The 21,160-nt window shown below is 66.1% G+C and carries 25 protein-coding genes; 5 read left to right on the top strand and 20 right to left on the bottom strand.

Annotated features, from left to right (window positions below):
- Window positions 1-121: 121 nt before the first annotated feature.
- Window positions 122-1,507 carry an aminotransferase-like domain-containing protein gene (locus FJU11_RS14735; protein ID WP_407946731.1) on the bottom strand — a complete coding sequence of 462 codons (1,386 nt, stop codon included), beginning with the start codon at window positions 1,505-1,507 and terminating at the stop codon, window positions 122-124.
- A 150-nt stretch (window positions 1,508-1,657) separates the two neighbouring features.
- Here FJU11_RS14735 and FJU11_RS14730 point away from each other — a divergent pair, with 150 nt between their 5' ends.
- Both FJU11_RS14730 and FJU11_RS18370 read left to right on the top strand, forming a co-directional pair.
- On the top strand, window positions 1,658-2,521 hold the full coding sequence (locus FJU11_RS14730) for a DMT family transporter (RefSeq protein ID WP_141167836.1): 864 nt from the start codon (window positions 1,658-1,660) through the stop codon (window positions 2,519-2,521).
- A gap of 115 nt (window positions 2,522-2,636) precedes the next feature.
- Window positions 2,637-2,783 (top strand): hypothetical protein, encoded by a 147-nt coding sequence (locus FJU11_RS18370; RefSeq protein WP_181408199.1) that lies wholly within the window; start codon window positions 2,637-2,639, stop codon window positions 2,781-2,783.
- A gap of 142 nt (window positions 2,784-2,925) precedes the next feature.
- On the opposite strand, the gene FJU11_RS14725 is transcribed toward FJU11_RS18370, so the two are convergent.
- Window positions 2,926-3,825, bottom strand: coding sequence for a polysaccharide deacetylase family protein (locus FJU11_RS14725; RefSeq protein ID WP_141167835.1), 900 nt, complete (start codon window positions 3,823-3,825; stop codon window positions 2,926-2,928).
- Window positions 3,826-4,013: 188 nt separating this feature from the next.
- Window positions 4,014-4,553 (bottom strand): TetR/AcrR family transcriptional regulator, encoded by a 540-nt coding sequence (locus FJU11_RS14720; RefSeq protein ID WP_141167834.1) that lies wholly within the window; start codon window positions 4,551-4,553, stop codon window positions 4,014-4,016.
- 93 nt (window positions 4,554-4,646) lie between these two features.
- Here FJU11_RS14720 and FJU11_RS14715 point away from each other — a divergent pair, with 93 nt between their 5' ends.
- Window positions 4,647-5,408 carry a VC0807 family protein gene (locus FJU11_RS14715; protein WP_181408198.1) on the top strand — a complete coding sequence of 254 codons (762 nt, stop codon included), beginning with the start codon at window positions 4,647-4,649 and terminating at the stop codon, window positions 5,406-5,408.
- A gap of 177 nt (window positions 5,409-5,585) precedes the next feature.
- Here FJU11_RS14715 and FJU11_RS14710 read toward each other — a convergent pair whose 3' ends face one another.
- From FJU11_RS14710 to FJU11_RS14680, 7 genes are all read right to left on the bottom strand, one after another.
- Window positions 5,586-5,972, bottom strand: a complete 387-nt coding sequence (locus FJU11_RS14710) for a GFA family protein (protein ID WP_141167832.1) — start codon at window positions 5,970-5,972, stop codon at window positions 5,586-5,588.
- 207 nt (window positions 5,973-6,179) lie between these two features.
- A complete protein-coding gene (locus tag FJU11_RS14705) occupies window positions 6,180-6,941 on the bottom strand; it encodes a VOC family protein (protein ID WP_141167831.1) in 762 nt (253 codons plus the stop codon).
- 2 nt (window positions 6,942-6,943) lie between these two features.
- Window positions 6,944-7,303: a DUF1428 domain-containing protein gene (locus FJU11_RS14700; RefSeq protein WP_141167830.1), complete on the bottom strand. Its 360-nt coding sequence runs from the start codon at window positions 7,301-7,303 to the stop codon at window positions 6,944-6,946.
- Window positions 7,304-7,364: 61 nt separating this feature from the next.
- A complete protein-coding gene (locus FJU11_RS14695) occupies window positions 7,365-8,048 on the bottom strand; it encodes a glutathione S-transferase family protein (protein ID WP_141167829.1) in 684 nt (227 codons plus the stop codon).
- Window positions 8,045-8,680, bottom strand: a complete 636-nt coding sequence (locus FJU11_RS14690; RefSeq protein WP_141167828.1) for a dihydrofolate reductase family protein — start codon at window positions 8,678-8,680, stop codon at window positions 8,045-8,047. The genes FJU11_RS14695 and FJU11_RS14690 overlap by 4 nt, the downstream gene beginning before the upstream one ends.
- Before the next feature lie 12 nt (window positions 8,681-8,692).
- Entirely contained in the window at window positions 8,693-9,391 is a 699-nt protein-coding gene (locus FJU11_RS14685; RefSeq protein WP_407946730.1) for a DUF899 family protein, read from the bottom strand.
- Between the two features lie 44 nt (window positions 9,392-9,435).
- Complete coding sequence (locus FJU11_RS14680) at window positions 9,436-9,909, bottom strand: VOC family protein (RefSeq protein WP_141167827.1); 474 nt, start codon at window positions 9,907-9,909, stop codon at window positions 9,436-9,438.
- Between the two features lie 164 nt (window positions 9,910-10,073).
- On the opposite strand from FJU11_RS14680, the gene FJU11_RS14675 reads away from it, so the two are divergent.
- The gene (locus FJU11_RS14675) at window positions 10,074-10,505 is read left to right on the top strand and encodes a MarR family winged helix-turn-helix transcriptional regulator (RefSeq protein WP_141167865.1); all 432 of its coding nucleotides are present in this window, start codon (window positions 10,074-10,076) and stop codon (window positions 10,503-10,505) included.
- Window positions 10,506-11,125: 620 nt separating this feature from the next.
- On the opposite strand, the gene FJU11_RS14670 is transcribed toward FJU11_RS14675, so the two are convergent.
- The 10 genes from FJU11_RS14670 to mepA all read right to left on the bottom strand — a co-directional run bounded on the left by FJU11_RS14670 (window position 11,126) and on the right by mepA (window position 20,476).
- Window positions 11,126-11,896 carry an amino acid ABC transporter ATP-binding protein gene (locus FJU11_RS14670; protein WP_141167826.1) on the bottom strand — a complete coding sequence of 257 codons (771 nt, stop codon included), beginning with the start codon at window positions 11,894-11,896 and terminating at the stop codon, window positions 11,126-11,128.
- Window positions 11,893-12,573, bottom strand: coding sequence for an amino acid ABC transporter permease (locus FJU11_RS14665; protein ID WP_141167825.1), 681 nt, complete (start codon window positions 12,571-12,573; stop codon window positions 11,893-11,895). Before FJU11_RS14665 ends, FJU11_RS14670 begins: the two co-directional genes overlap by 4 nt.
- 83 nt (window positions 12,574-12,656) lie before the next feature.
- Window positions 12,657-13,427 carry an amino acid ABC transporter substrate-binding protein gene (locus FJU11_RS14660; RefSeq protein WP_141167824.1) on the bottom strand — a complete coding sequence of 257 codons (771 nt, stop codon included), beginning with the start codon at window positions 13,425-13,427 and terminating at the stop codon, window positions 12,657-12,659.
- Window positions 13,428-13,671: 244 nt separating this feature from the next.
- Window positions 13,672-14,241, bottom strand: a complete 570-nt coding sequence (locus FJU11_RS14655; RefSeq protein ID WP_141167823.1) for a type 1 glutamine amidotransferase domain-containing protein — start codon at window positions 14,239-14,241, stop codon at window positions 13,672-13,674.
- Between the two features lie 190 nt (window positions 14,242-14,431).
- Window positions 14,432-15,067 carry a 2,3-bisphosphoglycerate-dependent phosphoglycerate mutase gene (locus FJU11_RS14650; protein ID WP_141167822.1) on the bottom strand — a complete coding sequence of 212 codons (636 nt, stop codon included), beginning with the start codon at window positions 15,065-15,067 and terminating at the stop codon, window positions 14,432-14,434.
- Between the two features lie 121 nt (window positions 15,068-15,188).
- The gene (gene dapB / locus FJU11_RS14645; protein ID WP_141167821.1) at window positions 15,189-16,013 is read right to left on the bottom strand and encodes a 4-hydroxy-tetrahydrodipicolinate reductase; all 825 of its coding nucleotides are present in this window, start codon (window positions 16,011-16,013) and stop codon (window positions 15,189-15,191) included.
- Window positions 16,010-17,842, bottom strand: coding sequence for an ABC transporter ATP-binding protein (locus FJU11_RS14640; protein ID WP_235891048.1), 1,833 nt, complete (start codon window positions 17,840-17,842; stop codon window positions 16,010-16,012). Before FJU11_RS14640 ends, dapB begins: the two co-directional genes overlap by 4 nt.
- Before the next feature lie 78 nt (window positions 17,843-17,920).
- The gene (locus FJU11_RS14635) at window positions 17,921-18,967 is read right to left on the bottom strand and encodes a glucokinase (protein WP_141167820.1); all 1,047 of its coding nucleotides are present in this window, start codon (window positions 18,965-18,967) and stop codon (window positions 17,921-17,923) included.
- Window positions 18,968-18,972: 5 nt separating this feature from the next.
- Window positions 18,973-19,359, bottom strand: coding sequence for a methylglyoxal synthase (locus FJU11_RS14630; RefSeq protein ID WP_141167819.1), 387 nt, complete (start codon window positions 19,357-19,359; stop codon window positions 18,973-18,975).
- A gap of 97 nt (window positions 19,360-19,456) precedes the next feature.
- Window positions 19,457-20,476 (bottom strand): penicillin-insensitive murein endopeptidase, encoded by a 1,020-nt coding sequence (mepA, locus tag FJU11_RS14625; protein WP_141167818.1) that lies wholly within the window; start codon window positions 20,474-20,476, stop codon window positions 19,457-19,459.
- A 223-nt stretch (window positions 20,477-20,699) separates the two neighbouring features.
- On the opposite strand from mepA, the gene FJU11_RS14620 reads away from it, so the two are divergent.
- Window positions 20,700-21,074: a GtrA family protein gene (locus tag FJU11_RS14620; protein WP_141167817.1), complete on the top strand. Its 375-nt coding sequence runs from the start codon at window positions 20,700-20,702 to the stop codon at window positions 21,072-21,074.
- Window positions 21,075-21,160: the final 86 nt, after the last annotated feature.

Raw genomic sequence — 21,160 nt, 5'->3', positions numbered from 1 at the left:
GCTGAACAATATGCAATGAATGAACGGCAGGTTTTGTGTGATCCTCAGCCAAGCCTGAGAGACCAACATAGAGTCGGAAGCCGTCCGACCGATTCCGGTAAACGGTCGGTCCGGTTTCGAATCATCTCTCGGCATTGCTGCCGTTGTCATTCGTCGTCGCGGACGTGAGGGCCTTCCGAAGGAGGTCCGGCAATCTTGGGTCGGCCATCTGGGCAACGTTGAAGCGCATCCATTCCGTCGCGGTCTGACCCGCACTGAACACGTTGCCGGGCGCAAGAACGACGTTGTCGGCGAGGGCTGCACGGGCCATGTCTGCCGCGTTGATGCCGTCGGGCAGGCGGGACCAGAGATAGAAGCCGCCGACAGGCTCGATCCAGGGTTCGATGTTCAGGGATGCAAGAAGCGTGGTCGCCTCGCGGCGCCGCTTCGCGAGACGCGTGCGCAGGGCGGCGACGTGCCGGCGATAGCTGCCGTCCGACAGGACGTGCGCAACGATCTCGGCCGCCATCGGGCTCGGGCCGCCGAAGTTCGTGGCAACCTGAAGATCGACCAGTTCCTCGATCCAGCCTGCCTTCGCTGCGATGTAGCCGCAGCGCACCGATGCCGACAGCGTCTTCGAGACGCTGCCGATGCGAACGGTGCGCTCGAGTCCGTCGAGGACGGCGAGGCGAGGCGAAGGTTCCGGCTCGAAGTCCGAGAAGATGTCGTCCTCGACGATCGTCAGGTCGTGATGCGCCGCAAGCTTCAGAACACGATGAGCGACCTGCGGCGAGAGCAACGAGCCCGTGGGGTTGTGAATAGCGGAGTTCGTCACGTAGATGCGCGGACGGTGAACTTTCAGAGCCGTTTCGAATGCTGCAAGGTTCGGCCCGTCCTTCGTTCGCGGCACGCCGACGATGTCGACCCGGTGCGCTCGCATCAGCGCCCGGAAGTTGAAGTAGCAGGGATCGTCGAGCAGGACCGTATCTCCGGGTTGCAGAAGCAGGCGGCAGATGAGATCGATCGCCTGGGTTCCCGACGAGGCGAGCAGGATCTCGTCGGCGCCGATGCGCAAGCCTTCGTCGGCGAACTGACGTGCCAGAAGATTTCGCAGGCGAAGCGAGCCGCGAGAAGGCCCGTAATCGGCCAGCAGCGCGCCTTCGGCCTTCGCGAGCGATCGCACGGCCCTGCGGATTGCCGCATCCGGCATCCATTCGGTGGGAAGCCAGCCGCATCCGGGCCGGATCGTCTCGGCACCGCCGTCCAGCGATTGGCGTGACACCCAGAATGGATCGACCGCACGATCGATCCTCGGTGCGACCTCCCGAAGCGCGAGCGGCAGGCTGCCGACCACGTAGAAGCCGGAGCCGGGCCGCGACCGGATCAGACCCTCGGCGCCGAGCCGCTCGTAGGCCTCCGCAACGGTCGAAGGCGAGAGGCCCATCGTCTTCGCCGTCGCCCGGATCGAAGGCAGCTTCTCTTCATGGGCCAGCGACCGGCCGGCGATGCGCCGACGGATGCTCTCCATCACGAGCCCTATCCGGGAACCGCCCGGGGCCTTCTCCCGCATCCGTATTACTCCTTCGACCCGTACAGTTCAGTCCAACTGTATTCGATCGTCCCTGTCCGGGCGACCCCCCGATGCGCTATCGAGCCGGTTCAATCGGGGTATAACGGCATGGATCAGACGACGGCGGGATGGGGCAGCGGACTGTTGGGCGTGCTGATCTTCAGTGCCTCGCTACCGGCGACGCGGGTCGCGGTCGGCGGCTTCTCGCCGCTGTTCCTCACCTCGGCGCGTGCCGTCATCGCGGCTCTCCTTGCGGCTGCGCTGCTGTTCGTGCTTCGGCAGAAGCGACCGGGGTTCACCGATCTCGGATCGCTGGCCATCGTGGCGATCGGCGTCGTCATCGGTTTTCCGCTGCTGACGGCTCTCGCTCTCCAACACACCACGGCAGCTCATTCGATCGTCTTCATCGGGCTTCTGCCGCTGATGACCGCGATCTTCGGCGTCGTTCGCGGCGGCGAACGGCCAAAGCTTCCCTTCTGGATTTTCTCCGGACTCGGAGCCGTCGTCGTCGCCGGGTTCGCCCTTGTCCAGAGCGATGATGTTTCGCTGATCGGCGATACGTTCATGATCGCAGCGATCGTTCTTTGCGGACTGGGCTATGCAGAAGGCGCTACGCTCTCGCGACGTCTGGGCGGATGGCAGGTGATCTCCTGGGCGCTGCTGATCGCTCTGCCCGCGATGGCCCTGATCGCGCTCTTCGCCCTGCCGACCCGGTGGAACGACATCACCGGCCCCGAATGGCTGGGCCTCGCCTATGTCTCGATCTTCTCGATGCTGGTGGGCTTCGTCTTCTGGTATCGTGGCCTTGCGCTGGGTGGCATCGCGGGCGTCGGGCAGCTGCAGCTCCTCCAGCCCTTCTTAGGCCTCGCTTTGGCTGCCCTGCTTCTCGGCGAGAGCGTTCCTCCTTCCATGATCGCCGTCACGATTCTCGTGGTCGCCTGCGTTATCGGTGCCAAGCGCTTCGCCCGATAACGGCTTCTTGTCGCAGTCGATCGTACTCGGCCGATGGCCGCTTTCGGGAAGGATCTGATCGGGATCGATCGTCCTGGAAGGGGTCGGAACCAGCGGCGACGCCTTCATCGACATCATGAGCGTCGGCGACCCGATCGGCTTCGAGGACGAGGCGGAAGGCCGGCGCAGCCGGAAGAAGCTCGCCGGGTTCGATTTCGACAAGGCGGTCTTCTGCCATGGCGGTGCCGTCACGTCGAAGGCCTCCGAGCGGATGGCTCGCTGAACGGCCGACCTGAGATCGCGCCTTTGGCGATCACCGGCTGCCGGTGCGCGGCGACAACCATGGATCGTGCGAAGGGCGAAGGCGGTTTTGCAGCTCCGGTCCCTGCATGTGGCATCCTGCCGGAGCGAGTCGCGGGACGGCGTTACGCCACTCGGGCCCGAACGTCCTCGATGAAGGCCTCGGCGATCGCGCCCGGGCGGGTGAGCCAGATCTCGTTCCGGTGGGCGGCAATGTGGGTGAGCGCGCGGCGCAGTGCACGCAGGCGATAGGGCTGGCCGGTGAGGTAGGGGTGGAGGGCAATGCTCATGACGGCGGGAGCGCGGGCCGAGGCTTCGAGCATCTCGTCGAACTGGGCGACGATCATGTCGGCGAAGCTCTCCGCCGAAGTGTAGCGGGCGGTGATCTGGGGAATGTCGTTGATCTCGTGCGAATAGGGCACGGAGACGATGCCGGTGCCCGAACGCGTGCGCATCATGGTCGGCTGGTCGTCGTGGCACCAGTCGAGGAGGTAGGTGTAGCCCTCCTCTTCCAGAAGATCCGGCGTGACCGCGCTTTGCGATATCCAGGGGCCGAGCCAGCCTGCGGGAACGCGGCCTTCGTGGCGGCGGTAGGCCTCGCTCGCCTGGCGGATCAGGGCGCGTTCTTCCGGCTCGGCGAGCACGCCCTGCTCCTCGGCGTTGGTGCGGCCATGGGCGACGATCTCGTCGCCGCGCGCGCGGAAGGCTTCGACGAGGCCCGGGCAATCCTCGTAGACGGCCGTGTTCGGCAGGACGGCGAGCGGCAGGTCGAGCGCGTCGAAGACGTCCTTCATGCGCCAGACGCCGACGCGGTTTCCCCATTCGCGCCAGGCATGGTTGAGGACGTCGGGCTGGTCCTGCTTGCCGGGCGCGAGCTTGGCGCCGGTGTGGCTGTCGAACGAGAAGGTCTCGATGTTGAGCGCGACGTAGACCGCGAGGCGGGTGCCGTTCGGCCAGTCGAAGACGGGGCGGTCCGGCAGGGCCGAATAGGGGTAGCGTCCGTAGGACGTCGTCGCGCTCGGCATGGGGGTCCTTCCTTCGTGGCGGCGGTTCGATGCCGGGAACCGGTCGTCGGGACGTGCAGGCCGAGGAGGGTAGGGCGAGCCGGGCAGAAGGAAACGGGCGCGGTGCGATCGCGTCGGCGGTGAGCGGGTATGGGTGACGCGATCGCTTTCGCGCCCAGTGGCGGGGTATCGCCGAACGCCGTAACGGATCAGGCGGGAATCAGGGCTTCCACGAGGTCGGGATCGGCGGCGATCTGGCCGTCGAGCATAAGCATGGCGATGCCGTGGACCAGGGCCCAGGCACGAAGGGCCTCGGCCTCGACGTGGCCGGCGGAGGCGCCGTCCGGAAGTCGTCGCGCGGCGTTTTCGCGGAGCATGCGGGCGGCTTCGGTCGGCTCGTCGGCGGATTCGACCGGAGCCGAGGCGAAGGTCAGGCGGAAGAGGGCCGGGTTTTCGAGGGCGAAGCGGACATAGGCACGGCCCGTTGCGGCGAAGGCTGACTCGCTTGGCCGGCATTCGGCGGCGGCCTTCTTCTGCGCGTCAGCGAGCCGGGCAAGGCCTTCCCGCGCGAGGGCGGCGACGAGGGCCGTCTTGTCCGGGAAATGGCGGTAGACCGCTGTGGCGCTGACGCCGACCGACCGGGCGAGCGCGCGCAGCGAGAGCGTCTCGGCGTCGTGCCGGTTCAAATGGTCGAGACCTGCTTCGAGAAGGGCGGCACGCAGGTCGCCGTGATGGTAGGATTCTTTCATGTTGACACTGTTATCATTGCCGGTATGGTAACAATGTAAACATTCACGGGGTGTTCGGCCATGGCTTTATCGAGCGCCGGATCATCGAGCATTGTGGAACCGGATCTGCCGGTCCGGTCGGACATGACGGCGATGGATGGAAACCAGCCCCCTTCGGAAGAGCGGGCGTCAACCGCGAGCACGGCGACCAAGAAGGCCAGTGACGCGAACGGACCGAGAATACCCGGCGTTCTTCGCGCCCATGGCGGCGGGGCTCTTGCGCTCGTCGCGGTCAACGTCGCCGCGCCGCTTCTTATTTACGACCGGGTGGCACCCTACGCGAGCGATACGGTGGGGCTGATCGCGGCCGGCGTGCCGCCACTTGCGTGGTCCGTGGTCGAGTTCGCATGCCGGCGACGGCTCGACGCGGTGTCGATGCTCGTGCTGGCGGGCATCGTGCTTTCGCTCGCGGCAGTGCTCCTCGGCGGATCGCCACGCCTCCTGCAGCTTCGCGAGAACCTGGTGACGGCCCTCGTCGGGCTTTCCTTCCTGGTGTCCGCCGCGATCGGCCGGCCGCTCGTCTTCGAGCTGGCGCGTGCGTGGATGCGGCGGTCTTCCGAAAGGGAGGCTGTGGCCTTCGAGGCGAAGCGCGACGCGCCCGGCTTCCGGCGAACGATGATGGTGATGACGCTCGTCTGGGGCGCCGGGCTGCTTGCCTCGGCCGCGATCGCATGCTGGCTCGTCTTCGTGCTTTCGATCCACGACGATCTGATCGCCGGGCCGTTCGTCGGCTATGCGACGATGGCGTTGCTGGCACTGTGGACCATGCGCTACGCCCGGCGGCGGCGTGGGAAGCGGCCCGAGGACGGATCGTAGTAATGGAGCGGACAGCCGACCGGAAGGCTTTTACCGGCGTTCCGTATCGAAAGTCGCCGACCGACCTTGCCGCCCGCGTCGGTATTCCCAAAAGGCGCTCGATACGCTGACGGTTCATTCGAGATGTCGAGGGCGGCGGTAACGCTGTTCGCAATCGGACCTCGAGAGCCTTAATCTTTACTCCTGGTTATCTTCGGTTCTGTCGCGCTCGTGCCGCTCGTCCAACGGGAACGGTGGGAGCCAGGATTCGCGGCGGATGGTCCACAGTTCGTAGGTGGGGGTCAGCTGGTCGGGAGCGTCCAGGGATCCGAGGCCGATCTCGATCTCGTCGGCGCTTCGGTAAAAGACGGGCGACCCGCAGCGTGGACAGAAGGAGCGGTCTCGATAGGCGCGGACCTCGCCTTCGATGGAGACGGCGTCCTCGGGAAAGATCGCCAGGGCCTGGAAGAGCGTGCCGGAATGTTTGCGGCAGTCGAGGCAGTGACAGATGCCGACCCGGTTGGGTCGTCCCGTGGCGACGATCGTGACGTTGCCGCAAAGGCAGCTTCCGGTAAACCTTTCCATGGTGCGATGATCTCTTCGTTGAGCGGGATCCGACGATGGCATTCTCGTCGCATGTTCGTCGATCGTCTTCCGGCTGGCGAAAGCCTGCGCCGTCGGCGGGCATGGAGGAGACGGGTCGACTGGGTTTTTCCGTCCGCGTCCGCGTGGATGCCGGAAACGTCTCGATCGAGCGTTGCGGCGCCCATGCGGACGCGGATGATCAGAGCGTTACGAACGTCGTGCGCCGACGAAGCCGACGAAGTTTCCTTCGGGGTCGGTCGTCTGGATCACGTAATCGCCTCCGGGGACTTGCGCCGGGCCGTTGACGAGCGTGCCGCCGTTCTCCGTGACCGCGGAGGTGGCTGCGTCGATGTCCGGGACGCGGAAATAGGTTTGCCAGCGGGCCTTCGGCGTGTTGCCGTTCGTGTTCATCATGGCGCCGAGCATCGAACCGTCGTGGTCGATGAAGGTGTAGTCGCCGGCCTCGCCCATGGGCATCACGTCGCCCCGCTGCCAGCCGAAGAGGCTGCCGTAGAAGGAAAAGGCGGCGTCCTGGTCGGGGGTGACGAGTTCGTTCCAGGCGCCGTGGCCGGGGGTCGTCGGCTCGAAGGCGCGGCTCGGTTCGTCGGAGAAGCCGCGCATCAGGCAGAAGGGTGCGCCGGCGGGGTCGGTCGCGAAGGCGAAGCGGCCGACATTCGGGATGTCCATCGGGCCCATATGGACGGTGCCGCCGAGCTCCGAAACGCGCGCGGCATCGTCGTCGACGTCGGCGGCGAAATAGGCGAGCCAGCCGCGCGGCATTGCGCCTTCCGCCTTCATGAGGCCGGCGATGCCGTCCTCGGTACTTTCGACGATGCGGTAGTCGCGTTCGAGGCCGCCGCCGGGCTTGCGGTAGGTCCAGCCGGTGACGGCTGAGTAGAAGCGTTCGGCGGCGTCGGGGTCGCCGGTGATGAGTTCGTACCAGATCGGGGTACCGTTCGCGTTCTGCATGGTCAGGCCCTTTCGTCCACGATCGGCTCGAAGCCGCCATAGATCATGCGCTTGCCGTCGAAGGGCATGGAATGGTCCTTCATCGCCGTTTCCATCTCCGCGGAGACCGCCTTCATGCCGGCGTCGCGGGTGGCCTTGTCCGGCCATTCGAGGAAGGAGACGACGACGGTCTCGTCGTCCTTGGCGGCGACGGAACGGTAGAAGTCCGTGACCTCGCCATGGGGGACGTCGTCGGCCCAGTTCTCCGTGCAGCGCAGGGCGCCGTGGCGCAGGAAATAGGGCGCGAACGCCGCTGCCTGGGCACGGAATGCCTCGCGGTTGGCAGTGGGAACCGCGATCACGAATGCGTCGAAATAGGCCATGCTGGTTCTCCTTTCTTCTGTTGCTGATTGCGTTTGCAGGGGGTTCGGCCCTTCCTTCGGCTCAGCCGGCGCGCTCGTAGCGTGGGGCGTTTTCGCGGAAGGGCTGCAGTTGCGCTTCGAGGGCGGCACGGAAGGCCGGGCGGGCGGTGTGGTGGTCGAGATAGGCGCGAAGGCGTGGCAACGGCTCGAGAAGGTCGAGGCTTTCGGCCGTGCGGAGCACCGTCGTCATCATGAGATCGGCCGTGGTAAAGCGGTCGGCGACGAGATGGTCGCGCTCGCCGAGGGCGTCGGCGAGTTGGGTCAGGCGCTTTTCGGCCATCGAGCGGATGCCCGGCCGGACCTTCGCCACACCTTCCTCGCCGATATCCGGGTTCATCGCCTGGAAGAACAGCATGGCCATCATGGTCAGAGAGGGCTCGACGCTGTTGAGGGCGGCGAAATGCCAACTGAGGCAAGCGTTGCGCGTTTCCGTGTCCTTCGGCAGGAGGACCGTGCCCTCCTCGGCGATGCGCCAGACGCAGGCGCCGCTTTCGAACATCGGTTTGCCGTCGACGGTCAGCGCCGGAACCTGGCCGAAAGGTTGGCGGGCAAGATTTTCCGGCTTGCCCTGCGTGCCCTGTGGGAGAAGGTCCGTCTCGTAGGGCAGGCCTTCCTCCTCGAGCGCCCAGCGTACGCGCAGATCGCGGACGTGGCCCTGCGCGAAGTCGGGGACCCAGTCATAGGCGGTGACAGTGCGGGTGGTCATGGGCGGTCTCCTTTGTCGTTCGATGGTTCCGGGAGATCGAAGGAGCCGGTCTCGACCGGCCCTGAAGGGGCGTAGAAGCCGATGGTGACGCCGCTCGGCGAGATGGCGCTTTCCTCCAGCCGGAAGCCGGCGGCCGGCGCATCGGCGAGCGCGCGCTTGCCGTGGCCGAGGATGACCGGGAAGGTGAGCAGGAAGAGGCGGTCGATGAGGCCGCGGTCGATCAGGCCGGGGTAGAGCGTGCTCGAGCCCTGCACGAGGAGGTTCGGGCCGTCGGTCTGCTTCAGCGCCGCGATGGCTTCGAAATCGGCGACGCGGTGGCTGTTGTGCCATGCGAGCGGTTCGCTCGAGTGCGTGAGCACGAATTTCTCCGCCGCGTTGATGGCGCGCGCGAGCGGCTGGTCCTCGCCGGCATGCGGCCAGTAGGCGGCGAAGATGTCGTAGGTGCGCTTGCCGAGCAGCAGCGCGAACTCGGCGGAGAAGATGCGGTCGATGAAGGCGCCGGTCTCCTCGTCGAAATGGGGGACGGTCCAGCCGCCATGGGCAAAGCCGCCGGAACGGTCCTCGTCCGGCCCGCCGGGGGCTTGGACAACGCCGTCGAGGGACTGGAAGAGGCCGGCAACGAGATGGCGCATGGGGTCTTCTCCTCAGTCGTCGAGTTTCGGGTACCAGTCCGTGCCACGGCCTTCCGGCGTGGTGTCGAGCAGGATCCAGAGCGGGTTCATGTCGGGGGCGAGATGCGGATCCTGGCCGGGATCGGCGGTGGCGAAACCGGCTTCCGGGCTCCAGAAATGGCGGATCGTGCCGTCGGCGCCGCGGTGGAAGACGGCATAGGCCGGCATGTCGGCGTCGCGGTCGCGGTTGTAGTCCGCCCAGAAATCGCCGGTCGGGTCGCTATAGACGGAAAGGTGCGTCCAGCCGCGTTCCTTGGCGTATTTCCGGATGCGTTCGATCGGCGAGCGGGCGACGACGGCGAGCGCCGCGCGCTTTTCGATATGGCGGGCCTCGCCGTCCCAGGCGTCGAGCTGCGCCGAGCACATGGGGCAACCGGTCTCGCGTTTGGGGCCGTACATCATGCAGTAGACGATGAGCGTGTCGTGCTTGCCGAACATTTGCGAGAGCGCGACCGGGCCTTCGGGTCCGTCGAACCGGTAGTCCTGCGGAATTGCGCCGCCTTCCGGCAGGGCCCGGCGCATGTCGTTGACGCGGGTGATGTGGCGGCGCAGCTCGATCTCCTCGACGAGCAGCGCGGTGCGGGCGGCGCGATAATCGGCGCTTTCGTTCGGCCATCGCATCGGCTCGGCGCGGGCGAGGTCTGCGGCGGGGGTGAGCGTGTCCATGGGCATCGGCGGGGTTTCCTCGATGGTGGATCGGGTGTCGTTCGGAAGTGTCAGTCGGCGGCGGCGCGTTCGATCGCGGCGATATCGAGCTTCTTCATCGCCATTATCGCGTGCATGACGCGAGCGGCCTTCTCGCGGTCCGGATCGGCGATGAGGGTCGGCAGGACGGTCGGTACGATCTGCCAGGAAAGGCCGAAGCGGTCCTTCACCCAGCCGCACTGCTCGGCTTCGGGGTCGGCCGAAAGGGCGCTCCAGTAACGATCGACCTCGTCTTGCGTCTCGCAGGCGATCGAAAGCGAGACGGCTTCGTTGAAATGCGCGAAGTCGCCACCGTTCAGTGCCTGGAAGGGGCGGCCGAAGAGGGTGAAATCGACGATCAGCACGTCACCGGCACTGCCGGCCGGCCAGTCGGTCGGGCCGCGGGTCACGCGGTCGATGCAGGAATCGGGGAAGAGGTCGACGTAGAAGGTCGCGGCTTCTTCGCCGTTTCGATCGAACCAGAGACAGGTCGTGATGCCATCCATCGCCTGCGTCCTCCACGGCCATGCTTGACAGACTAGGTTGATATCAACATAAATAAGGCATGTCAAGACGCATACAACCGAAAGCAGAACCGGGCGCTACCGGCGAGCCGGTGCCCGACGATTCCTCCCACCCGTCATCGCATGCCGGACCGGCCGACTACGCCATGACGATCCATGTACGCGACCATTGCCTGTGCCTGCATGCGCAGCGGGCGGCGCGTGCCATTGCGCGGCGCTTCGACGAGGCGTTGAAGCCGCTCGACCTCAAGAGCGGGCAGTTCTCGCTGCTGACCTCGCTGAACCGGCCCGAACCGCCGACGCTCGGTTCCGTCGCCGAGCTTCTGGCGATGGACCGCACGACGCTGACGGCGAACCTCAAGCCGCTCGAACGGCGCGGGCTGGTGACGGTGCGTGCGGACGAGGCCGATCGCCGGTCCCGCCGGCTGGGGCTGACGGAAGAGGGCCGTGCGCTCGTCCGCCGAGCCGGACCGATCTGGCAAGCGACGCATGCGGCGATCGAGGCGGAATTCGGCGGCGACGCGGACCGGCTGCGTGCGGACCTGAATGGGATTCGCGAGGCTGCAGCGAACGGCTGAACGGAAAGCGCCGCGGCCGGTCGAGCTACGAGGTTGTATGAAGGGCGGGCGGAGAAGACCGTATGTTCATTCTCTGTCGGAAGCGCACCCCGGCTTTGCAAGGGGCAATCGCTGGTGCTGCGCCCGGTTACCCTGATGCGCCGTCGTCCTACCCACGGACCGGCGTCATCCTCGGGCTCGACCCGAGGATCTAACCATCTTGCCGCACGACTGGGGTGTCGGGTGTCCGTAAGAGCGCTCCGCGCGTGTTCGATACGGCACGCCGCTCGTATTGCGATGGGATTGGATCCTTGGGTCAAGCCCAAGGATGACGTGGGGAGGGGGTTGGCGTTTCTGGATGGGGTAATTTGCGATGATGCGGAAGAGTGACGTTGTTGTTGGGTCCATGGAGGAATGAAGGACGGGTGCTTGTTTTCGATGATGCCGAAAGCGCCTCCCCACGGACCGGCGTCATCCTCGGGCTCGACCCGAGGATCTAACCACCTCTCCGCACGATCGTGGTGATGGGTGTCCGTAGGAGCGCTTCATCCGTGTTCGATCCGGCACACCGCTCGTATTGCGATGGGGTCGGATCCTTGGGTCGAGCCCAAGGATGACGGAGGGAGGGGCTGGCAATTCGCTTACGCGCCGGACTGCAACTCCTGCGATTCCTGCGTCAGCGTGGTGACGAAGCGTTTGGTGCGTTCGCGTTGCGGGTCGGTGAAGATCTGGCGCGAGGGGCCCTTTTCGATCACGTGGCCGCCGTCGACGACGACGACCTCTCCGGCCGTGCGGAGCGCCAGCCTCAGATCGTGGGTTGCCATGACCATGGTTGTGCCTTCGCGTGCGAGCTGGCCCAGAACCTCGACGACCTCGTCGGAAAGTTCGGGGTCGAGGGCAGACGTCGGCTCGTCGCACAGCAGAATGCGCGGCGAAGGGGCCAATGCACGGGCGATCGCGACGCGTTGCTGCTGGCCGCCGGAAAGCGTCGAGGGCCAGGCTTCCGCCTTTTCCGCCATGCCGACCTTTTCCAGAAGCTCCATCGCACGGGCCTTCGCGCGTTCGCGCGGCCAGCCGAGCACGGTGACGAGACCCTCCATGACGTTGTCGACCGCGTTGCGGTGGGGAAAGAGCTGGAAATTCTGGAAGACCATGCCGGTCTGGCGGCGCAGGGCCAGGATCTCAGCGGCCGGGACGCGCTTGCCCGGTTCGAAGGTCACGCTCGCCTCGCCAAGGCGCACGGTGCCGCTCGTCGGCTGCTCGAGAAGGTTGATGCAGCGAAGCAGCGTCGACTTGCCCGCACCCGACGGGCCGATGAGCGCGGTGACGGAGCCTTCCGCCATGACGAGGTCGACGCTGCTCAGGACCGTCGTCGTGCCGAAGCGCTTCTCGATGTTCGAAAGTTCGATCATGACCGGGCCTCCAGAAAGCCGCCGGAGCGTTCGAGCCGGCGTTCCAGCCGCTCCTGCACTGCTGTCAGAACGGTGCACATGGCGAGATAGATGAGCGCGGCCTCAATATAGAGAATGAGCGGTTCGTAGGTGGTGGCGACGATGCGCTGGGCGGCCTGGAAGAGCTCCGGCACGGTGATCGCCGCGGCGAGCGACGTGTCCTTGACGAGCGAGATGAAGGAATTCGACAGCGGCGGCACGGCAACGCGCGCGGCCTGCGGCACGATGGTGCGCCGCATGGCCTGCATCCACGTCATGCCGATCGAATAGGCCGCTTCCCACTGCCCGCGCGGAACCGAGGCGATGGCCGCGCGCAGGATTTCCGAGGTGTAGGCACCGACATTGAGCGTGAAGCCGATGAGGCCCGCGGTAAAGGCATCGAGCGTGATGCCGACGCTCGGCAGGCCGTAGAAGACGACGAAGAGCTGGACGAGAAGCGGCGTGCCGCGGAAGATCCAGACGTAGCCGCGCACGAGAAGGACGACCGGCTTCGGCCCGAAAAGGCGGCCGATCGCCGTGACGAGCCCGAGCGCCAGGCCGAGCGCGAAGGAAATCAGCGTCAGCGGAATGGTGAAGGCGATGCCGGCCCATAAAAGCGAGCCGAGCGAGTGCCACATCAAGACGAGCCAGTCCGGCATCGCGTCCTACTCCTGGGAAAAACGATCGCGGGGCCGATCCTTGAAGCGGCCCCGCGCAAAAGCTCTCGATGACGACGGATAGACTATTTCGAGACGTCTTCGCCGAAATATTTCTTGGAGATCTTCAGGTAGGTGCCGTCCTTCTTCATGTCGGCCAGCGCCTTGTCGATCGCGTCGAGGAGCTTCGGTTCGCCCTTGGCGATGAGGACGCCGGACTGTTCGGCGTTCGCCTCCTCGACAACGCGCTTCACCGGCGCCTTCGGCTGATGCTTCTTGAAGTCGAGATAGGACAGGCTGTCGTTCACCGTCGCGTCGGCGCGGCCGCTGATGACGAGCTGGATCGACTGGTCGAAGCTGTTCGTCGGCACGAGATCCGCGCCGTTCTTCTCGGCGAGCTTGCCGAAATTGCTGGTCAGCGTCTGAGCCGCCTTCTTGCCCTTCAGGTCGGCGAAGGATTTGATCGTGTCGTTGCTTTCGCCGACGATCAGCACAGCCTTCGAGGCGATGTAGGGCGTGGAGAAATCGTATTTGTTCTGGCGCTCCGGTGTGATGCCGACTTCGTTGATGACGGCGTCGTAGCGCCCGGCGTCGATGCCGGCGATGAGGCCGTCCCAGCGACCTTCGACGAACTTCGCCTCGACGCCGAGGCGCTTGGCGATCGCGCGGCCGATGTCGACGTCGAAGCCGGTCAGCTTGCCCGAATCAGTATGATAGGTGAACGGGGCATAGGTGCCCTCCGTACCGATGCGCAGTTCACCGGACTTCTTGACCTGCTCCAGGCTCGCGGCGTGCGCGCCGAGCGCGGCCACGAACTGCGTCGCGGCGACGGCCGCGAGGATCTTCCACGTCTTCATTGTTGGTTCCTTCGATGGGCCCGAGAACGGGGGACGAAACGGTGCGGCACTATGTCGAAAGACGCGGTGCGGGCACACGATCGTTATTCTCCGGCGGGTGGCATGCCGCGAAAAATATGACCACGGAGCGGGGACGATAGAGTTTGTCGTTTCACGCAGTTCCGCGGTCCGGGCGGAGCTGCAACGAGAAGACGCCGCGGCTTCGGACCGCGGCGTCTTTCTTGATCGAGCTGAAGTTTTCGCGTCAGGCGCTGCGGGCCTGCTCGGGATGCTTGCCCTCTTCGAACTCTTCGACGATCTTCGAGCAGAAGGCGTCGAGGTCCTTCGGCGTGCGGCTCGTCACGAGGCCTTCGTCGCAATGGCATTCCTCGTCGACCCAGGTGCCGCCGGCATTGCGGATGTCGGTCTGGAGGGAGGGGAAGGAGGTGACGGTGCGCCCATCGAGCACGCCGGCTTCGACCAGTACCCACGGCGCATGGCAGATGGCGCCGACCGGCTTTTTCTGCTCGAAGAAGCCGCGCACGAAGTTTACCGCATCGCTATTGGCGCGGATCGTGTCGGCGCCGACGGTGCCGCCGGGAATGACGAGACCGTCGAAATCGTTCGGCGACACGTCCGAGATCGTCTTGTCGACGGAATAGCTTTCGCCCGGATCGAGGTCGCCGTTGACCGTCTTGGCGGTGCTGCTTTCCAGCCCGACGACGGTGACGGTGCCGCCGGCCTTCTGGACCGCTTCGCGCGGCTGTGCGAACTCGGGGTCCTCGGTGCCGCGCGGGGCGACGAGGATGGCGATCTTTCTGCCTGAAAGGCTCATGGCAAAGCTCCTTGGGTGAGCGCCGACATGGAGTGGCCGGCGCTTCGTTATGGTTCGCCGGGCAAACCGAAGAGCGGTGCGGAAAGTTCCGGTACGCTTCGAATGCGATCCCGGCGGGCTTTCACCATGCCGTGATCTTGGGCCGTGATCTAAAGCGGTGATCGATAGTCGTCGGTTCGAAGTGCGGCGCTCAGTGCGCCGACGACATGTCGCCGAGGACTTCCTTGCTCTCGACGGTGGAGTCGGCCTTGAGCTTGTAGACCATGGGCACGCCGGTCGCGAGGTTGAGGCCGGTCACGTCGTCCGGGCTCATGCGGTCGAGGATCATGACGAGGGCGCGCAGCGAATTGCCGTGGGCGGAGACGAGAACCGTCTCGCCGCGAAGAACGCGCGGCAGGATCTCGGTCATGTAGTAGGGCCAGACGCGCGCGCCGGTATCCTTCAGGCTTTCACCGCCGGGCGGCGGCACGTCGTAGGAGCGGCGCCATTCGTGCACCTGCTCCTCGCCCCAGCGCTGGCGCGCGTCGTCCTTGTTGAGACCGGACAGATCGCCGTAGTCGCGTTCGTTCAGGGCCTGGTCGCGGATCGTCTCGACGCCCTTCTGGCCGGTGATGTCGAGGATGATGTCGAGCGTGTGCTGCGCGCGGGTCAGCACCGAGACATAGGCGACGTCGAAGGTCATGCCGGTGTCCTTCAGCGCGTTGGCGCCGAGTTCGGCCTCCTCGCGGCCCTTGTCCGTCAGGTCCGGATCGCGCCAGCCGGTGAACAGGTTCTTGAGGTTCCATTCGCTCTGGCCGTGGCGAACGAGGACGAGGGTTCCGGACATCGCTGGGCTTCCTTCTCGACTGGGGCGGGCGGTTTGCCCTCGGGAAAAATTCTTAAGGGAAATGACGGGGACGCCAAACGGTTTCCGACGTGATCGGAGACTGGCGCTATGATGACCGGCGCTATTCGGCGAGGCCGAGAACGTCGAGCATGGAATAGAGACCGGGCTTACGGGTGTGCGCCCATAGCGCGGCCTTGACCGCGCCGCGCGCGAAGATCGAGCGGTCGTCGGCCTTGTGGGCAAGTTCGACGCGCTCGCCTTCGCCGGCGAAGGTGACGGCGTGTTCGCCGACGACGGATCCGCCACGAAGGGCGGCAAAGCCGATCGTGCCCGCCTCGCGCGTGCCGGTGTGGCCGTCGCGTCCGCGCACCGAGGCTGCGTCGAGGGAAACGCCGCGCCCTTCCGCCGCCGCTTCGCCGAGCAGGAGGGCGGTGCCGGACGGCGCGTCGACCTTGTGGCGATGGTGCATCTCGGCGATCTCGATGTCCCAGTCATCGCCGAGCGCTTCCGCTGCCTTTCGCACGAGCACGGAGAGCAGGTTGACGCCGAGGCTCATATTGCCGGACTTGACGATGCGCGCGTGGCGGGCGGCGGCGCGGAACGCGGCCTCGTCCTCCTCGCTGCAGCCCGTCGTGCCGACGACATGGACGATGCGGGCCTGCGCGGCGAGGCCGGCGAACTCGACGCTTGCAGCCGGCGAGGTGAAGTCGAGCACGCCTTGCGCTTCGGCAAAGATCGGCAGCGGATCGTCGCTGACGGTGACACCGCTCTCGCCGAGACCGGCTAGAAGGCCGGCATCCCGGCCGACATGCTCGGAGCCTTCGCGCTCGATCGCGCCTGCGAGGTGGACGCCATCCATCGCATCGACCGCGCGGATGAGGGTGCGGCCCATGCGCCCGCCGGCGCCGACGACGACGAGGCCCATGCTTTGTGCGCGATCGCTCATGCGGAAGGTTCCCTTGCTGGTGCCGCCCCCGCCTGGTCGATCGCGACGTCGGTATCCAGGCCGAGCGCCTGCATGCGGTGGAAGCGGGCATAGATGCCGTCGGACCGCTGCGCGAGATCCTCGTGGCGGCCCTGCTCGGCGATGCGGCCGGACTGCATGACGATGATGCGGTCGGCGCGCGCGATGGTGGACAGGCGATGGGCGATGACGACGACGGTGCGCCCCTCCATCGCGTGGTCGAGCGCCTTTTGCACGATCGCCTCGGATTCGGTGTCGAGCGCCGACGTCGCCTCGTCGAGAAGCAGGATCGGCGCGTTGCGCACGAGTGCCCGGGCGATCGAGACGCGCTGGCGCTGGCCGCCGGAGAGCGTCACGCCGTTCTCGCCGACGGGCGTGTCGTAGCCCTGCGGCTGCTCCATGATGAAGTCGTGGGCGTAGGCGAGCTTCGCCGCCTCCTCGATCTCCGCGTCGGTCGCGTCGGCCCGGCCGTAGCGCAGATTGTCGCGGATCGTGCCCTCGAAGAGGTAGGGCTGCTGCGAGACATAGGCGATCTTTTCGCGCAGCGAGCGCTTGGTAATGCCGGCGATATCCTGCCCGTCGATGCGGATGGCGCCTTCGTTCGGGTCGTAGAAGCGCAGGAGGAGAGCGATCAGCGTCGACTTGCCTGCACCGGACGGGCCGACCAGCGCCGTCATTCGGCCGGGCTCGGCGGTGAACGAGACGTTCTTGAGGACCATGCCGGTGCCGGCATAGCCGAAGGAGACGCCGTCGACGACGATCTCGCCGCCGGAAACGGCGATGTCGCGCGCGCCGGGCGCATCCTTCTGGTGCGGCTCGGTGTCGAGGATCTCGTAGATCATGCGGGCGTTGACGGCGGCGCGTTCCAGCGTGACCTGCAGGCGTGCGAGCTTGCGGGCGGGATCGTAGGCGAGGAGCAGCGCGGTGATGAAGGAGAAGAAGGAACCGGGCAGGATGCCGCGATAGATGGTGTTGTAGGCGGCGTAGGCGAGGACGCCGGAGATCGCGATGCCGGCGAGGCATTCGGTCAGCGGCGTCGTGCGCTGGGTCAGCCGCACGATGCGGTTCGCCTGCCTTTCGGCCTTTCCGATCAGCCGGTCCGCACGCGCGGAAAGCTGATCCTCCATGGTGAAGGCCTTGACGATCGCGATGCCCTGGATCGACTCCTGCATGTTGCCGAGCACCTGGCTGTTCACGATCACCGCCTCGCGGGTGACGACGCGCAGGCGCTTGGCGATGTAGCGCAGCGCGAAGAAGACCGGCGGACCGACCAGGAAGACGAGCGCCGACAGGAACGGATCGCGCGCGACCATCACGCAGACGAGGGCGACGAGCGTCAGGAGATCCCGCGCGATCGAGGTGACGGTGAGGTTCATCACGTCGCGGATGCCGTTGACGTTCTGGCTGATGCGCGCGGAGATCTGGGCGGAGCGCCAGTCGGAGAAATACCCGACGGAAAGGCGCATCAGATGGTCGTAGAGGCGGCGCTGGTAGCGCGCGATGATGTTGTTGCCGACCTTGGAAAGCGCCACGGCCTGCCCGTAGGAGGCGAAGCCGCGCGCGACGAACGCGGCGAGGATCGACAGGCAGATGATCCACACGAGGCTCGCGTTCTGCTTGGCAAAGGCCTCGTTGACGACGTCCTTCATGATCCACGCCGTGAAGGCGGTGGAGGCGGCGGTGACGGCGAGACAGCCGATCGCGAAGACATACGTGCCCGTATAGTCGCGCATGTTCTCCGAGATCACGCGTCTCAGCACGCGGAAGAGCGCGTCCGGATCGATGCGCTTTTCCTTCCTGGGATCCTTGATCTTCACGTCGCCTGCTACCCGGTTGGCCGAAAGCCGATGGCCGTTCGCGTGCTCAATAGCGCTTTGCCGCCGCCGTGACTATGCCTGCCAGCGCCGCCCGTCCGTCGACAGACCGAAACGCATCGGAGAACGGGCATAGGTGGAAAGTCCCGAAAGGGCGGCGAGCGGGTGGGTGAGAACATAGGTCGGGATTTCGGCGAGCAGCGCCTGATGCGGTGCCTTGTCCTCGAAGCCCGCGCGAAATTCCGGCTTCTTCAGGGCTGCCATGATCTTCTGCGCGATGCCGCCGCCGATATAGACGCCACCGCGCGCCATGAAGACGAGCGCCAAATCGCCGGCGAGCCTGCCGAGATAGGTGGCGAAGAGCGAGACCGTCTCGACGGCGCCGGCATCCGCGCCTTCGAGTGCGGCGGCGGTGATCTCCTTCGGCTGGCGCGCCTGTGGGTCCCGGCCGTCGGCACGCGCGATCGCGGTGTAGATGTTGACGATGCCGCGCCCGCAAAGGAGCTGCTCGGCCGAAATGCGCCCGCCGATCGCTTCGAGATGCGGGAAGATCGCGCGGTCGCGCGCAGTGCGCGGGCCGACGTCGACATGGCCGCCTTCGCCGGGCACGGGGATCCAGATGTGGCGGGCGTTGACGAGGCCGGCGACGCCGAGCCCCGTTCCCGGCCCGAGGACGAGGCGCGAGGCATGCGCTTCAGGGTCTCTGCCGCCGATCTTTTCGCGGTTTTCGTCGTCGATGAAGGCGACGGCGAGCGCCTGCGCCTCGAAATCGTTGATGACGACGACGTCCGAAAAGCCGAGTTCGGCGATCATGACCTTCGGGCGCACCACCCAGGGCGCGTTGGTGAGGTCGATCTCGTCGCCGTCGATCGGGCCGGCGACGGCGAGGATGGCCGTCTTCGGCACCGCATCGAGGAGCGGCAGAACGTTCTCGCGGATGGCCGCGTCGATCGTCGGGAAATCGGCGGTATGGAGGATCGGCAGCGTGCGCGCGTCGGCGTTCGGGCCGTCGATGATCGCAAAGCGCGCATTCGTGCCGCCGATATCGCCGACGAGAACGGGAAAGGCGTAGTGCGGCTGTTCCTCGATCGGAACGAGCGACGCGGCGAGCTTGCTCTGCATGGCGGTCATTCTCCCGGCTCCATCGTGCGCAAGAGCCGGTCGGCCGTCGCCCGATTGAGCGCCATCGGCAGGTCGTAGACGATCGCCAGACGCGTGAGCGCCTTCACGTCGACATCGTGCGGCATCGCCGTCAGCGGATCGACGAAGAAGACGAGGGCGTCGATCTCGCCGGTGGCGATCATCGCGCCGATCTGCTGGTCGCCGCCGAGCGGCCCGCTCTTCATGCGCCGAACGGTGAGCTTCGGGCAGGCTTGCTGGATGCGCCCGCCGGTGGTGCCGGTCGCGACCAGGGTGAATGCGGAAAGACGCGCCTCGTGCGATCCGGCGAAGGCGCACAAATCGTCCTTCTTCTGATCGTGGGCGATCATGGCGATGCAACGGGCCTGCGGCATAGCGCTCTTCGAGCTCTCGGGATTCGTGGCTTCTGCCCGTCTATACGAGTGACGGCGAGGAGGAAAGGACGGAGCCGGGGCGCCGGATGTCGCCCGCCTACCGCATGTCGGGACGCGGACGCGGCACCGGAACGGAGGCGACGCTTTCCTCCGCGCTTGCAAGCGAAGGCGTGGCATCGGCGGAGCCGCGATAGATCGCCGCGCCTCGCGACGATACCGCCGGCGCCTGCAGCACCGCACGGCAGGCGACGGGCAGGTCGGCGAGCGTGGTGTAATGGGGTGTCGCCGGCTTCGCGCTCGGCTTGGCCGGACGCCAGGGCTCGTCGGTGAACCACCAGGCGAGCTGCTTGCCGCAGCCGTCGCCGGGCGGGATCTTCGCCTGCGGCTTGCACTTGTCGTCGCCCGGCGGGCAGCGCAGGCGAACATGCATGTGGGCGTCGTGATGCCAGTACGGCCGGACCTTGCCGAGAATGCTGCGGTCGCCCTTCCAGATGCGGCAGAGCTCGCGCTTGATCGGCGGGTGGACGAAGATGCGCTGGACCTCGGGCTCGCTCGCCGCGCGCATGATGAGGCGCGCCTGCGCGTTCGACCAGTGCGAACGGTCGAGTTCGAGATGGTTCTTCGCCTGAACCATCGAATCGAACTCGATATTGTTGCGTTCGCGGGTCGAAAGAACGCGGTTCGGCATCGGCGTCAGCCAGATATCGGCGTCGAGACCGATCTGGTGCGAGGCGTGGCCGTCGACCATCGGCCCGCCGCGCGGCTGGGAGATGTCGCCGACGAGGAGGCCGCGCCAGCCGTCCTTCGCCGCCGCCTCACGCGAGAACTTTTCCAGAAAGGCGATCAGCCGCGGATTGCCCCAGTTGCGATTGCGCGCGGGATGGACGACCTGCCATGTCGGCCCCGTCAACGGAAGGGCGACGGCGCCGGCAAGGCACCCCTTGGCGTAGGAGCCGATCGAATCACTTTGAAGTGCGGCCGGGAGCTTCTTCGCTCCGAAAAGCGTTTTTGCTGCAGTCTCCCGACCGGCAGCGGCCGAAGGGCCGGCCATAAGACCGAGTGCGAGAAGGGCATAGGCGGCGGGCGCAAGGGCCCGGACGGCAAAGGATTTCAGCATCGTGCATCTCATCGAATCATCCGATGTCCGGCATGCGCCGGACTGCGCATCCCCACAGAAGATAACACGTCGTCACGATGCGAACAGGGTCGGCGGATAAAGCGGTGCGGCGATCGGGGAGACAGCCCGTGGTTGACTTTTTGCCACGTGCGCATGACCTAAGAGGTCACGCTTTCGTAACGCTGTGTCGTCAAGGGTGAAGGTCCACGCGTAACCGGTACCGATGAAGAAGCTCTTTTCCTTCCTGATCGCCGGCGGCGTCGGCTTCGCCGTCGATGTCGCGGTTCTGATGGTGCTGCTGCACATCGTTCACATGGACGTCTATTCCGCACGGTTCATCGCGATCGGCTGCGCGCTCGGCTGCACCTGGCTGATCAACCGCAACTTCACCTTCGACCGCTCGGCCCATTCGCTCGCCGTCGAAGGCGCGCGCTACTGGAGCGTCGGGCTTTCCTCGGCGCTCGTGAACTACTGCGCCTATTCGGCCCTGATGATGATCGACGGCGACATTCCGCCGGTGATCGCGCTCATGGTCTCCTCGGGTTGCGCGACGCTGCTTTCCTACACCGGCTATTCGCGCTTCGTCTTCCGGCGCTAGATGTGAGCTTTCATTAGGTTGTCCATCCGGTCCGGACCGGGGATGCTGAGGTTGTGAGACTTCAGAGTCCAGGGAGGGACCGGATG

Source organism: Pararhizobium mangrovi, assembly GCF_006516965.1.
GTDB classification, from domain to species: domain Bacteria; phylum Pseudomonadota; class Alphaproteobacteria; order Rhizobiales; family Rhizobiaceae; genus Pararhizobium_B; species Pararhizobium_B mangrovi.
The sequence above is the reverse complement of the archived record's forward strand: the minus strand, read 5'-3'. Positions and strand labels throughout refer to the sequence as shown.

Excerpts from the sequence above, each read along its gene's own strand:
- FJU11_RS14725 (WP_141167835.1), bottom strand. The coding sequence starts at position 3,825 with ATGCCGAGCGCGACGACGTCCTACGGACGCTACCCCTATTCGGCCCTG.
- FJU11_RS14660 (WP_141167824.1), bottom strand. The coding sequence starts at position 13,427 with ATGAAGACGTGGAAGATCCTCGCGGCCGTCGCCGCGACGCAGTTCGTG.
- FJU11_RS14675 (WP_141167865.1), top strand. The coding sequence starts at position 10,074 with ATGACGATCCATGTACGCGACCATTGCCTGTGCCTGCATGCGCAGCGG.
- FJU11_RS14695 (WP_141167829.1), bottom strand. The coding sequence starts at position 8,048 with ATGACCACCCGCACTGTCACCGCCTATGACTGGGTCCCCGACTTCGCG.
- FJU11_RS14705 (WP_141167831.1), bottom strand. The coding sequence starts at position 6,941 with ATGCAGAACGCGAACGGTACCCCGATCTGGTACGAACTCATCACCGGC.
- FJU11_RS14655 (WP_141167823.1), bottom strand. The coding sequence starts at position 14,241 with ATGAGCCTTTCAGGCAGAAAGATCGCCATCCTCGTCGCCCCGCGCGGC.
- FJU11_RS14650 (WP_141167822.1), bottom strand. The coding sequence starts at position 15,067 with ATGTCCGGAACCCTCGTCCTCGTTCGCCACGGCCAGAGCGAATGGAAC.
- FJU11_RS14680 (WP_141167827.1), bottom strand. The coding sequence starts at position 9,909 with ATGGATGGCATCACGACCTGTCTCTGGTTCGATCGAAACGGCGAAGAA.
- FJU11_RS14690 (WP_141167828.1), bottom strand. The coding sequence starts at position 8,680 with ATGCGCCATCTCGTTGCCGGCCTCTTCCAGTCCCTCGACGGCGTTGTC.
- FJU11_RS14730 (WP_141167836.1), top strand. The coding sequence starts at position 1,658 with ATGGATCAGACGACGGCGGGATGGGGCAGCGGACTGTTGGGCGTGCTG.
- FJU11_RS14635 (WP_141167820.1), bottom strand. The coding sequence starts at position 18,967 with ATGCAGAGCAAGCTCGCCGCGTCGCTCGTTCCGATCGAGGAACAGCCG.
- FJU11_RS14620 (WP_141167817.1), top strand. The coding sequence starts at position 20,700 with ATGAAGAAGCTCTTTTCCTTCCTGATCGCCGGCGGCGTCGGCTTCGCC.
- dapB (WP_141167821.1), bottom strand. The coding sequence starts at position 16,013 with ATGAGCGATCGCGCACAAAGCATGGGCCTCGTCGTCGTCGGCGCCGGC.
- FJU11_RS14735 (WP_407946731.1), bottom strand. The coding sequence starts at position 1,507 with ATGGAGAGCATCCGTCGGCGCATCGCCGGCCGGTCGCTGGCCCATGAA.
- FJU11_RS14670 (WP_141167826.1), bottom strand. The coding sequence starts at position 11,896 with ATGATCGAACTTTCGAACATCGAGAAGCGCTTCGGCACGACGACGGTC.
- FJU11_RS14720 (WP_141167834.1), bottom strand. The coding sequence starts at position 4,553 with ATGAAAGAATCCTACCATCACGGCGACCTGCGTGCCGCCCTTCTCGAA.
- FJU11_RS14665 (WP_141167825.1), bottom strand. The coding sequence starts at position 12,573 with ATGCCGGACTGGCTCGTCTTGATGTGGCACTCGCTCGGCTCGCTTTTA.
- mepA (WP_141167818.1), bottom strand. The coding sequence starts at position 20,476 with ATGCTGAAATCCTTTGCCGTCCGGGCCCTTGCGCCCGCCGCCTATGCC.
- FJU11_RS14700 (WP_141167830.1), bottom strand. The coding sequence starts at position 7,303 with ATGGCCTATTTCGACGCATTCGTGATCGCGGTTCCCACTGCCAACCGC.
- FJU11_RS14685 (WP_407946730.1), bottom strand. The coding sequence starts at position 9,391 with ATGCCCATGGACACGCTCACCCCCGCCGCAGACCTCGCCCGCGCCGAG.
- FJU11_RS14630 (WP_141167819.1), bottom strand. The coding sequence starts at position 19,359 with ATGCCGCAGGCCCGTTGCATCGCCATGATCGCCCACGATCAGAAGAAG.
- FJU11_RS18370 (WP_181408199.1), top strand. The coding sequence starts at position 2,637 with ATGAGCGTCGGCGACCCGATCGGCTTCGAGGACGAGGCGGAAGGCCGG.
- FJU11_RS14710 (WP_141167832.1), bottom strand. The coding sequence starts at position 5,972 with ATGGAAAGGTTTACCGGAAGCTGCCTTTGCGGCAACGTCACGATCGTC.